Annotated in this window: 3 protein-coding genes and 2 pseudogenes; 2 read left to right on the top strand and 3 right to left on the bottom strand. The window is 47.6% G+C overall.

Annotated elements, in window-relative coordinates:
* Window positions 1-156: 156 nt before the first annotated feature.
* Window positions 157-666, top strand: a pseudogene (locus tag O9X78_RS19830) (IS66 family transposase); the annotation flags it as partial.
* A 19-nt stretch (window positions 667-685) separates the two neighbouring features.
* On the opposite strand, the pseudogene O9X78_RS19825 reads toward O9X78_RS19830, so the two are convergent.
* Both O9X78_RS19825 and O9X78_RS19820 read right to left on the bottom strand, forming a co-directional pair.
* Window positions 686-1,189: pseudogene (locus O9X78_RS19825) on the bottom strand (helix-turn-helix domain-containing protein); the annotation flags it as partial.
* 300 nt (window positions 1,190-1,489) lie between these two features.
* Window positions 1,490-1,711: an MbcA/ParS/Xre antitoxin family protein gene (locus O9X78_RS19820; protein WP_269621448.1), complete on the bottom strand. Its 222-nt coding sequence runs from the start codon at window positions 1,709-1,711 to the stop codon at window positions 1,490-1,492.
* Between the two features lie 146 nt (window positions 1,712-1,857).
* On the opposite strand from O9X78_RS19820, the gene O9X78_RS19815 reads away from it, so the two are divergent.
* Window positions 1,858-2,007, top strand: coding sequence for a hypothetical protein (locus O9X78_RS19815; RefSeq protein WP_269621447.1), 150 nt, complete (start codon window positions 1,858-1,860; stop codon window positions 2,005-2,007).
* A 654-nt stretch (window positions 2,008-2,661) separates the two neighbouring features.
* Here the strand turns inward: O9X78_RS19815 and O9X78_RS19810 are convergent.
* Window positions 2,662-13,781 (bottom strand): beta strand repeat-containing protein (locus O9X78_RS19810; RefSeq protein WP_269621446.1); only part of this gene is annotated, 11,120 nt, incomplete at its 5' end.

The following is a 13,781-nucleotide window of genomic DNA, read 5'->3' as shown; positions in this document are numbered from 1 at the left end:
GCTTGATTCATCATGCCACCATCATTGAACTTGAGGGCGAAAGTTATCGTAAGCAACAATATGTTGAAAAGACTAAATCAGAAGTGAAAAGAGAAACCACCTAACCGGCCATCATAGTTGTCGCCGACCGGCCAAGATAGTTGACGCCAGACAACCCTGCACGTAGCCAACAAAAGCCAGATTGCTGAGCAGGCGCTGGACTATATTAAGCAGCTCTATCTCATCGAGCGGGAACTGGTTGAACTAACCCCTGAACAGCGAAGGCAGCAACGACAAGAGCAATCCAAACCGATTATCGATCAGTTACACCACTGGCTGATCGGAAAGCGGCAGCAGGTACCCGATGGCAGCGCGACGGCCAAAGCGATCCAATACAGCTTGAAACGCTGGGATGCGCTCACGCGTTACTTGGATGACGGCGCCGTGCCCATCGACAATAACTGGGTTGAGAATCAAATTCGGCCCTGGGCACTTGGCCGTTCGAACTGGTTGTTTGCAGGCTCACTGCGCAGCGGCCAGCGCGCGGCGAATATTATGACGCTAATCCAGTCCGCGAAGATAAATGGCCTGAACCCGCAAGCCTACTTGAAAGATGTAATGGAAAGATTGCCGACTCAGCGGGCGTCAAAGATCAGCGAACTACTGCCGCATAATTGGCGGCCGTAGCAATGTGGATTTGCCGGACGCTTACAAGATAACCTGGGTGATGCGTTTCTATTTCACCGCAGGCCTCATCATCGTGCTTCTTTTTCTCTAGCGCAGCAATTTGAGCATCGCTGAGAATAATGCCATCGGTCGCCACGCTGTGCTCTAGGGCCTTTAGGCGCTTCTTAAAGTTCTCTAGATTCTTCCGTAGCCAGATAGACCGGACACCGCTACCAGACACGAAAACACCCATCTTGCGCAGCTCGTTACTCGTTCTGTGCTGACCATGGGAAGGCTGTTCAATGGCGTAAGCAATAACCGCTTGCTCAGTGATGTCATCGACCCGGTTTTTAGTATTTGGGGCTCGACGGCTTTTGCTTATTAGGTTGTCGATACCACCTTCTTCGACTAATTCCTGATACCTGTAGAACGTATCCCTCGACACGCCCATGACTTTGCAGGCCTTCGATACGTTGCCGAGCTCCTCTGCTAAATTCAGTAGCCCTGCCTTGTGTTTAATAATTGGATTGTTAGTATGAAGCATGAGTGTTACCTTTTTGTTTTGATTTAAGATTCGACACCTTTATCAAAACGGGTAACTCTCTCTTTTTCAAGAAGATGTGTCAGATCAGATCTGGACTTCTACAATTGAAATGTGGATTAATTAACAAGGATGACTTTCTTTAGAAAAACTCACTTACGATACTTAATTAATTTTTACCTCTGCCTCCTTATTTGCAAAGTTCAGATCTGAGCTTTGCAAACTAAACTCCTTTTTCTGATCCTGTAACACCTCTATCTGCCCAAAAATATCTGACAGTTTAAGGTCGATAAATTTTAAATGTTAACTAAAAACACCACGATGGATTCTACCTATCAAATCTTCTACGTCTCTAGCACCACATTCGGTCGCCGCATGGGCAAGTGGAGATTCACCACCAAATACTTCTTTCGGCTCTCTGAGCCAGCTCAGAGCAGCGGACTCATTGCCACACATCATATCAATAGCCGCGTCACGCAACTTTGCAAGGCGCGCATTAGAATCAAAACTTTCACTTCTTTGCATGCTATACCCTAAAAATCAACATGTTATAAAACAAAAACACTGCTCAATTATCAGACGCTCAACATATTTTACGCTGTTGGAGATAATCCGCGTATCGACTTATACTTGGTCCATGAAAAAAACTGACTTCGACAACCGAATTCTGTGTGGTTCAAGCCGTTGGCTCCATGGCCATTGACCGATTTCCCGCATCCGCAGAAATCCGTTCTAATATGACAAAAATAATTAATGGCGAGGTCAATGCTGACGACCTTCGCCAAGAATTAGTAAAACGCTACAGCAAGCCCATTGAATAAAATTACTATCAACTTTAGTACCAGCTCGCGGCCCCATGCTATAAAACAGCATTAGAAGTAGAAATAGCCCTAGACACCAAATCGACGCAAAAACCTCGCTATCTCGTCAGCTTTCCAGTAAAAAACAAGCGGGATAGATAATGCCGCTACGACTAATCCAATTGATAAAAACGCATTCAACATTACGACCTCCCCAACTACTCCACATCGGTACTTCTAATAACGTACTATACCTAAATACACTGGCTATCACGCTTAATTCAAAAGTTTACGCAGCCCTTAACTTCTAGCCTACGAATTATATTACGTTCCTCTAATAATGCCGCAATGGATACCAGTACTAAGCAGGCATAATTGTGCTGAATTTTTAGTTTTTTAATTTGACTCCAACACTGACTCTAGATCACATCTACACTATCAGGATATCCGGCACAGCCACCTCGGTAGCGTTAGTCCGAAGGCATTTTCAGCAGCCCTAAATTGGCACACTCAGTGTCTATATTAGCCGAGGGAAGTCCAGACAGACCTCACTCGGTACTTTTCACTTTCAAATCAAACCGACTTTACGAGAATATCGCTAATACAACTTTATCAGTAAATTGAAAAATACCTAGAATTTGGAGCAGCCATTTCATTACGGCCGCCCCAACGTTATTAATCAATCACAAGTTGAACATTTGTTATCTGTTCAGAGATATTCAATGTTGCCCCTTCAATACTCGTATACACCGTATAACCATCACCACTGGGACCAGAATTTGTCCAGTTGTCGCTAATGAATACGGCATCATTGGCGTCACCCTCAATGTTTAGCGTGTCGCGCGCATCGGTCATATCTAAAACATCTTGAATACTTAAACCGTCTGCTGCATCACCAATGCTATTACTGCCATCAATACCAATATCAACAACTTCAATATTGCTAAGATTAGACGCCAGATCATTCGTAGAGACATCTTCGCTAAAGCGCAATTGAATCGTATCGTCACCATCGCCAGCGTCAATAGCGAGTCCACTGAACAACAACGTATCGTTCCCTGCAGAAGGCGTTACCGGCTCTACGGTCGCGGTAAAACTGTCTGTAGCAGCCGCACTGACATCAGCACCGTCAACCGTTTGAGCACTTACATTGACCGTATAGCTACCCGCTTCCTGAACAAATCCAAGATCACCCAACTGTGCTTGCGTTAAATCATTCAAGGTGTAGGTGTCATTTAAATCATCGTAACTTACTTGGGCAGTTAAGAGATTGCCCTCCGCATAGAACGCTGCGTATTCACCTAATCCAGAGAACTGTAGAGTCACCAACTCGTCTATATCTATTAAAGATGGATTAACATCAATGGTAATGACATCACCCTCTACGCCAGTTGAATTTTCAGGGCTAATACTCAAGCCATCTGCGACGGGGTCAACAGTAAGATCAAAACCAACACTTGAAGATTCAACGTCAAGGAGCGCCATCTCTCCTGTCAACGCTGTTAGTGTTAAAGCAATTGTAGCACCGCTAACATTCAGCGGCGGTCGCACACCGATAAAGGCCGGTAATTGGCCCGCACTGACAGGAATAGACCAGCCATCCGTCCCCGCGTTATCGGCCAAAACCGCGGCACCTTCTGTCGCCCCAGTATAAACGAGATAGCCTGCGGGTAAGCCCGTTAAGAGCACCGAGCTAATGGTTTCAGAACCGTCCGTATCAATGAGACCAGTACCAGACACATCCAGCTCAATTAAGGTGTCTTCATCGCCATTAACATCATTTGCAACCAGGTTAAATCCATCATTCACTGGGTATATCGCAGTGATACCTTCACCATAATCAGCCGCTGCCGGAGTTGTACTGCTCGCAATATTCGATGCACCCGTCTCTTGGGTTGGCGCCCAAGCCTCCAACTCAACCGTGCCGGTTTGGTGTTCTGGCGGTTGATATGTCAACGCGACACTAGTCCCATCACCATTACCGGCATCTGTCCCGATATTTGCTACATAGTAGTAGCCATCTAACACGCCTTCGACACCATTAATTTCCTGCAGTGCTAGTGGAGCGCCTTCATAGGACAACGTACCGCCACTCATACCGCTTTCAGTCAGCTGCAGATATAGCTTGCCATCAACAACATTACTAAACGCGCCATCGGCAGCATTATCAATATCTACGGTGAAAACCACTGCTGAATCTTCTGCTGAATTTTCGGTATTGCTAATAGTAATGATGGAAGAATCGGTTACCGGCGTGACAGGTTGATTTACCGTCTCCGTACTATCTTCACGCGCACCGCTCTGTGCGTACGTAGTTAAGGTTGTTTCAAACTCAAAGCCCGCTACCTTATTGTTATCATTCCAATTTTCCGGCAAGTTCACTTGTATGGTCGCGAGCAGTGCCTGCAAATCTGCGTCACTACCGGAGCCAGATACAGTCCAGGTGTCTACGCCATTCGCAGTCGTTAACGTCATACCCGACACATTTGTGCCTGCAGGAAACCCTGTAATAGTAATCGCAAAATCACTACTACCTGTTATCTCTCCATTTAGAGCATCATCCAAACTAAATGCGACGTCTTCCGTCGCATTGAAAACAGGGTCATCCTCCCAAGTGGCGATCACCGCAGGCTGGTCGTTTTGAGCATTAGTATCATCAAAATCAGAGGGTGTTGTGAGTGTAAAACTATCCGATGCCACAAGTTCACTAGCACTAGCATCTTGAGTTACCACATTAAAGGAGAGTGAATCATTCAAATCGCTCAAATTGGCTGCCGTACCGGTGAGGCCAAGCTTAATATCAAAGGTGGCTGCGCTACCGTTGAGACTTGTACCTGTTGCTCCCCCTGTTAATAGCCAACGTCCTGTATTGGGGTCACCTGGAATGTTGCCAATATAGACCGCATCGACAACCGTCACACCGGCCGGTACACCATCAACATATATTTCGCTTATTACCTCACTACCGTCGTAATCGCTGGTATTACCTGCATTGGCATCAAGGTCTTTACTCAATGTAACGTTAACCGTTAGCTCGGTATTCTCAGTTGCATGTACTGCAGTGGTATCAGTAATTGTTGCGGCACCAGCGGGGTCAGAGATTATGCTGTTAATCACTAATGTTGCTGCATCGGTAACCGCAGCAATATTCAGTGCGTGTGTGGTATCTGTGCGTTCAGATACTGCCACTAGTGTCCCATCGGAAGATAGGTCGGTAATTTCGTAGCCCACATCAAAAGCAAAGCTGCCATGTGCGTTCGCCGCGCCTTGCGCATAAATATTATCAATAGCGGCACCCGTAATTTTATACTCAGTACCATCTAGTACGATGCCCGCTTCGCCATCGGTCACTGCTTGCGCCAAGGTCTTACCAGCCATCCCGAAATACAATGTGTAATTAGCGGTATCGGCATCGACCGTATCAATCCATATTGACGACAGATACTCATCAGCATCAACAATGCGGTCATCGCCGTCACCTGGCACCACCAAACTAAAGTCCACTTTACCCAAGGTGTCTTCCTGTAGGGTATCGGTACTCGCCTTAATGGCTTCGTCTATGCTTTGCGTGACTGTAAATTCGAGATCAACAGCCGCACTAGATAGTGAGTTACCGTCATTTTCAGTCGTAATGGCAACAACAGTAGCGGTAACGGTTCCACTGAAGTTAGTTGGCAGCAACACTTTTGCCGTCGCGAGCTGATCTTCGGTAAGCAACCACGTTCTACCCGTGCCGGTACCACCAATAAAGGCACCACCAATGAGACTCAACTGTGGGTCCAATCCGCTGATACTTAGCGTTAATTTTTCCGACCCATCGCTATCGGTCAGTACGGCACCAGTAATCACTTGATTCAGCGAAACGCTACCAAACCCTTCGAAACCCGGATCAGCAGCATCTGCCGCAGCTTCGGTAAACACCGGCTCAGCCGTGGTTAATGTCGCTTGATCCGCCACCCCTTTAATAATGACGTCAATACTCTTAACCTCAGGGCCTGACGTACTGGTCACCGCACCCAATTCATCAACAGACACCGCAGACACACCAATACTAAAGTCAACATTACTGTTTTCAGCTGGGCGGATTGTCATTGGTGCAGTGCGATCAAACTCTTCGATTGTTACACCAAAGGTGCCATTACCAGAACCATCATCAACGAGTATTAATTCTGCACCGTCATAGATCAGTACGGTATCCGCTGGGATTCCCGACAAGGTAACTGTAAAGGTTTCTGACGAGTCGGTGTCTGAACTTGTTGGACGAATAGACAACGAAATATCCGTGTCTTCATCACCTCTGGCCCGTCCTGTTACCGACAACCTTACATCATCCGCTACTGGGTTAACCGTGCCCGTTAAGGTCGCAGCTCCGCCAGTCCACGTTGATTCAAGGCCCGTATCAGGGTCGGTATCAACGGTTTCTGCCGAAACAGTAATTGAGAAGTTGCCCGAGAAATGGTTTGGCGCTTTAAACTGCACCGTACTAATAAATTCTGCGGGTATTTTAATCGCTGTGCCGCTATAGGTTTGGGTCACAACCGTTGTGCCATTGTCGTACTGGAACTGTGCACCGTTAGCATTAACGGCAGCACCACTGCCATCGGTCAAGGTTGGTGTAAACAACGCAAAGGTTTCTTCACTGCCGTCGTTATCCTGGTTATTCCAGCCATCCAACGCATTCTCTTGGCTCATATCGAACCAAATATCTTCCGTAGCGACAACGGTATATCCATGGCTATTGTTCATGGTCAGGTCATTTACCGTATCGCCATCGCTATCAGTCATTAATTGCTCGGCGACCGCGGTGACTGTGACGTCGATATCCAACGAAGTTACTACGCTGTCTGTAGCAGCTACACCGTTAACCGTTGTGCCGTCAGTAGTGGTTACTTCAACGGTTATGGTGTCATCAGCACTGCTATGAGCAGGTGGTTTTACGGTGTAATCACGGAAACTGTCATCATCCACATCCGCTTGTAACACCGTATGATCTGCCGTGCCATTCCCAGTGAACACCACATTATCGTCGGCATCTAAAATCACCCATCCAGTCGCTAACGCTTTAACAACAATGGCGGTAATGCTTTCGCTACCGTCGATATCGGTGAGTGTAATGCTGTCTAAAAACTCAACCGGTGTATCTTCTAATGTTGCCACGTCCGTCTTAGTTACAGCATCCGCTACAGGTGTGACATGCAGATTTAGTGTGACGCTACTTACCTCTATTGCACCCGTCGTAGCGCCAGCGCCAATACCATCACTGTCTTGGTCCTGTGCATTTAGAGTGATACTGATGTTATTAATGTCACCACTAAAGTTTGGCGGTGGTGTGATATTAATATTTGGGAATCCGGTAACAGACGTGCTTAAATTCGGCGCATTAATAGTAACAACCTGAGCAAGCGCAGTTATCGTTGTGCCGTTAATCACAGTACCGACAGGTAAACCAGTAACGTCAATTGACCGCGCTTCGCTACCATCCAGGTCATCAAAGTTTGCCGTGAGTAAGTCCTTAAGATTAAACGACGTATCCTCTTCAATGGTGTGGTGCGCGGCATCAGCATCTGGGTCTGTCACGGCAACGCCATCCACTAACGTTAATGTAATCGGATCAGTTACCGCTTGTACCTGCACATTCACACTAGTGCTTCTATTAGCCGATGCAGCAACACCCACAAGAGGCACCCCTGTAACATCAACTTCATAGCTTCTGACACCACTCGTTACCGTGAAGTTACTATGACTATCGCTAGGCGGTAATAGCTTCAAGGCTTCAAACTGCGCTGTGGTCATAGTTAGTGTTGCCCCGCTAACATCACTATGGTGACTACCGTCACTCAGCTCTATCGTTATATTAGCGCCCGTAGACGTATATAGCACCGCGTCACCGTTCGTACCATCTAGTATCGCCAAGCCATCAGGTAGACCGCTTAATGTGATTAGTCCTAACAACTCAGGGTTATCTCCTGGGTCACCGGCATTCTGATCAGTACTATCGACCACTATCGGAGCATTTAAACCTAATGCGATAGCTTCGTCTTCATTCGTTGTTATTGTGGCACTATCACGTGTCAGAGTTGGACGGTCAGCTACCGGGTTAACGGTAACAGCCACGGTAGTCGTGCTAGGCACACCGCCGCTTTCAGTGGTGGTATAAGTAAACGAGTCTGTACCGCTATAGTGTGAGTTTGGCGTGTAGGTAATGGTGCCATCGGCATTGACCGTAACTACCCCGTATGCCGGCGCACCCAGACCTGCGGCCGGAACCGTGGTATTAGCGTCATCAGCATCTGCCGAGGTATTAAAGGTATGGGCGACATCCTCATTCGTCTCAATAGACTGATTTAATTCTGGTATATCGTCAGCTACCGTAACAGTAAAAGAGTCGGTAGCAGTATCGCCGTCACTGTCGGTTACCGTAAAACTAAATGGTAAATCGATGTCAGCGACCATTTTATGATCCAAGGTGCCACTTAACGTAAAGCTGTACGCAGCCGTGGCCGCTGTTGGATTAGTGATAGTGACCGTAAATATGGTAACGCCATTAGCGGTAGCCGTTAATACATGGTCGCCACTGCTTAATGCGTAACCAAGCGGTTCACCGCCAGAGGTTAGATTCAACAAGCCCAACGCAGTGGTGGTGGCGGCTGTGAACGTGGTATCAACACTATCCGCTGCCGTCGTTACATCTAGAGAACCAGTCTTTGTCAAGCTAAGCGGCGTCGGATCAGCACCTGTCGGCAAGTGCTCTTCGTCCACAGAGGCATTTTCTGGTGTATCAATCGTTGGAACGGTATCGGTCACCGTAATAGTTTGCGTAGCAGCGTCAGCGTTAATGTCGCCATCATTGTCAATCACACGATAACTGAAGTCGTCATTTAACGTTGTGTCATTGCCCGGCTGAACATGGTCCGCGGAAGCAATTGGTGTGTAACTCCAAGTACCGTCTTGCTGCACAGTCAGTTCGCCATACTGTGTGTCTACCGTTAGACCAGCTTCGGGCACAGCAACATTAGCCTCTGCGACTCCCGCACGATTGGTGTAACTGATGTCGTACACGTATCCGCCATCAGCACCTAGCGTATCGTTATTTAGTAAGTTGTCGCCCGTGTTGGCTGAACCAACCGCTACGCCACTTTCAACAACTGTTACATCCGTGTCATCTACCGGTGCTACAGGAATATCATCGGTCACATTGATCGTCAGTGAGCTGCTAACGGTAGAGTCGATATCCGATACGGCATAGCCCACTAGAATAGCGAGATTATTTTCACCTGTCGCCGACACATGGTCTAACGGCTGACCTAACGTCATGGTGATACTTTGCGAAGCGCCAGATACATCACCCGTATTTATTAGCTGCAACACAAACACAGTGTTGCCGCCAGCTGTTGCCGTTAACGTATGCCCGTCATTGGTAAGGGCAAAATTACCGGCCAGTAAATCTACACCGCCACTGCTAAGCCCTTGGCCAACAAGCTGGGTAATGGTTGCGGTATTAAACACAACATCACTAATTTCGTCTTGATCTTTAGTAATGTTAAGCACCGTTGTAACTTCGTTATCCACAACCGCACCGGCACTACCCGAGCCATTTATATTTTCTTCATCAATAGCCAGCGTAACCGTATTATCCAAGGTTGGACTGGTATCGGTAATAACAATCGGTTGATTAGCGGTATTAGAAATACTGCCATCATCATCTATCAAGCGGTAACCAAAGCTACCTGCGTTTGATGAACCCGTAGCGTCGTGCTCATAGCTATCGTCAGGAACAAAGTTCCAACTGCCATCCGTATTCACAGTTAACGCACCAGTCGGCGTAATAACCAGTTGAGTCAAGACTAATGGGAGGAATTCAAAGGTTTGAGAGTCACCCGCCGCATCGGTGTAAGTAAAGTCATGGATGGTAGGCGTGCCATCTGCTGAAGCTGTATCGTTTCCGATTAAGTTGCCGGAAAGTAAGGCGGCTCCCTCAGTTGTAGTAACGGAGGCATCATCCGCCGCAACTGGCGTAGTATCAGTCACATTCAATGGCTGAGCTGCCCAGTTACTAACATCGCCATCGCCATCAATTAGGTTGTAGCGGAACTGGTCACTCTGATCTGCTCCACCAACATGAGTCACCGCCGCGTCGCTGATGTAGCTCCACGTGCCATCAGGATTAACTGTTAGTTTGCCGTACTTGGTATCCAATTCTCCCGTAGTTGCGCTATTAAGCGTTGCCACTGTCACAACATCGAGGTCATTAATGTATTCGATTTGATGGATTTCTGCGCCATCCGCTCCTTGAGTGTCGGCTGTACCACCGGTAATAAGATTTACACCACCACTGGCTGAGCCAACGGATTCCACTCCTTCAGGCACATCGACCGCGGCTTGGGCTACAGCAGTTGGTACGTCATCGGTTACCGTTACGCGGAATGCATCCGTATCACTATCACCATCACTGTCTGTTACACTAAATCCAAAATCTAGATCAATGGTTGCATCAGGGTGATCTAGTGTGCCTTGCAAGGTAAATTGGTAGCTGGCGGTATCAGCAGTTGGATTATTAATAACAACCGTAAATACTTTGTCTGCTTCAGTACGCCCTGCACCGCTATAAGCGATCAGCGTTTGATCATCAGAAAGTACATACTGAACAGCAACACCACCAGACTCCAAACTCTGACCTTCTAGAGCTGTCTTGGTCGCTTCGGTAAACGTCGTATTAATACTATCGGCCGCTTTAGTCACAGCCAATGATCCGCTAACGATTAAGTCACCCGGCACAGGATCAGAACCCGTTGCCAAGTTCGCTTCATCAACGCCTGAGTTTATAGCCGGAGTACCGATCGCTGGACCGGTATCTGTTACTTTAATTTCTTGCGTAGCTGGGCTTGCACTGACGTCACCATCTGCGTCGATGATGTTGTAGCTAAAGTTATCTTGCTCACTTAAACCATCTGTTAAATGATCCACCGATGTTATCGTGGTTGATGCTGCCGCGCTAGTGTAAGACCAAGTGCCATCACTGTTTACGGTGAGACTACCGTATTGAGTGGTTAACGCGCCGGTACTGCCACCATCAGCGATAGCCGCGGTTGTTGTTTCGACGCCACTCGCATTGTTGTAGGTAACCGTATGCACGCGTGCACCGTCAGCACCTTGGGTATCATTGGCGAGGAGATTTTCACCACCACTGCCGGTACCTACGGTAATACCGCCTTCAGCCAACGTGACTTCGGCTTCGCTCGCGCCGACGGTGGGGATGTCATCCCTTACGTTGATCGTTAATGAGCTGCTAACGGTAGAGTCAATATCCGATACGGCATAGCCCACGGTAATAGCTAGGTTATTTGTGCCGCTCGCATTGGCATGATCCAACGGCTGGCTTAGCGTCATTGTGATGCTTTGCGTATCACCAGTGGCATCACCAGTATGATTTAACTGCAGCACAAACACGGTGTTTCCACCGGCTGTTGCTGTAAGGGTATGCCCGTCGTTACTGATAGAATAGTTTGCTGCGACTAAACCTGTACCACCGGAACTAAGCCCTTGGCTAACAAGCTGGGTGATGGTTGCCGCGTTAAATACAACATCACTAATATTGTCTTGGCTTTTGGCAATATTGAGATCAATATCGCTGACTACGTTATCAACAACATCTCCATCACTACCTAAAATATTGATATCTTTTTCATCAATACTTATCACAACAGTGTTATCTAGCGTTGGATCAGTATCGGTAATCACAATGGATTGCGTAGCGGAATTAGAAACGCTGCCATCATCATCCACTAAGCGATAGCTGAAGCTGCCCGTAGCTGATGAAGCGTCATGGTCAAAACTGGCGTTAGGAGTGAAGGTCCAATTACCATCGTTATTTACCGTTAAATCCCCGGTAGGTGTGGCATACGTGACCTCATCTACGCCCAATACAAAAAGATGCGTTTGAGAATCTCCCGCTGCATCGGAGTAGACAAAATCATAGATAGTCGTCGGTGTGGCGTCAGACGAGGCCGTATCGTTGGTAATTACATTGCCATCTAGTGCATCTACTCCTGCCCCTTCTACTGCACTTGCAGCTGCGTCATCAATAGCAACAGGCTCACTGTCTGTCACATTAATCGGTTGATCTGCCCAGCCACTGATATCACCGTCCCCATCTTTCATGGTGTAGCTGAATAAATCAGACAGAGCCGTGCCATTAGTATGGGTAATGCTGGCATTTGGCGTATACGACCATGTGCCATCTGCATTAACAGTTAAACTACCGTATTGAGTGGCAACGGTTTGATTACTACCACCAAGCGTAATGGTCTGTGGCGTTCCAGTGCTGTCGTTATAACGCACTTGATGAACTTCATTACCATCAGCACCACTGCTCAGCAAATTAGATGTCCCTACGCTCCAGTTGCTGCCATCGAAGCCAATTGCAGCAGTGCCTTCGAGCACGTCGACAGGATCTTGATCGCTAGCGACTATGGCATCATCAACGACATTAACGGCAAAGCTACCAACCGCAGCATCACCATCATTATCAGTAGCCTGATAACCAAAGGTTAGCTCATGAGTATCATTAATAATGTGTTTCATCGAACCCTGAAGTTCGAAGGTGTAGTTAGCTTGACCTGAACCATTTATGGCGAGAGTCACGGTAAAGACCGGTTCCGCACCTGCATTGCGAGTTGCTGTTAATGTATTCCCGCTAACGTTAAAGTCGATGTCCGAATTGCCGCTAGCCGTTAGCAATGCCTGTAAAGCAGCTTGGTCTGCAGTGAACGTAAGTGAACCTGCCTCGTCGGCACCAAAATCGACCGCTAAGTTTTCCGACGCACTGGTGTTGGCAGGAATTGGGTTACTACCAGTAGCAAGGTATTGTTCGTCAATCGTTGTTACCGCCGGCGCTGCACCAATGATAGGTGCATCATCAATAACCTTGATCGCTAAGCTCCCTGCTTGAGTATCACCATCACTATCGGTTAATAGTAAAGCAATGACTTCATTAACATCGCCCGTCGAATGATCCGCAGGGCTTGTTAATGTATAGCTGTAATCTAATTCAGCTGTACCTAACCGAGTAGCGGAATTATCGGTGAAACCATTAATCGTTAACTCCCCGTATGTCGTATTAATGACAAGCGGTGTCGTACCTGCATTGGTCAATTGCGCCAACGTTAATACTGTCGCCCCCACAGTTAAACTGCTAATGCCGTCAGGTGCAGATATATCAAAGCTGCCCGCTACGGTCTCACCTGTGCCGCCAGGATTATTACCTGCAGCCAAATCAACTTCTGTCACAGTGCCATCCGTACCAAGCACCGCGCCATTGTCTAAATTATTAAAGCTAAGCGAGTCATCAACTGAGGTGATATCTAACGTCAACGTACCTGTATCAGTCAACGAACCATCACTTACGGTGTAACTCACAACAGGAATGACGCCGTCATAATCTGCAGCTGGAGTGAAGGTATAGCTACCATCGGACTCAATTTCTAATACGCCAATACCGGGCATATCAGCTGTTCCCGGAGTATTTTCCGCAACCGCGTATGTGGTACCGTCAACGATGAACTCCGTTACCGTCAGCACAGCACCATCATCTACATCACTGTCATTACTCAGCACATTGCCCGTCGCAACCGTGTCTTCATCAAAGGTTTGTGCGTCGTTAACGGCTACAGGCGCATCGTTGGTGCCCGTAATCGTTACCGTGATACTCGCGGTTGAGGTTCCACCGTTACCATCAGAGATGGTGTAGTCAATCGTGCTCGTTTCGGTCTCGCCGGCCGCTAAGTAATCGAACTCGC

This window comes from Zhongshania aquatica (assembly GCF_027257955.1).
In the GTDB taxonomy this organism is placed as follows: domain Bacteria; phylum Pseudomonadota; class Gammaproteobacteria; order Pseudomonadales; family Spongiibacteraceae; genus Spongiibacter; species Spongiibacter aquatica.
The sequence above is the reverse complement of the archived record's forward strand: the minus strand, read 5'-3'. Positions and strand labels throughout refer to the sequence as shown.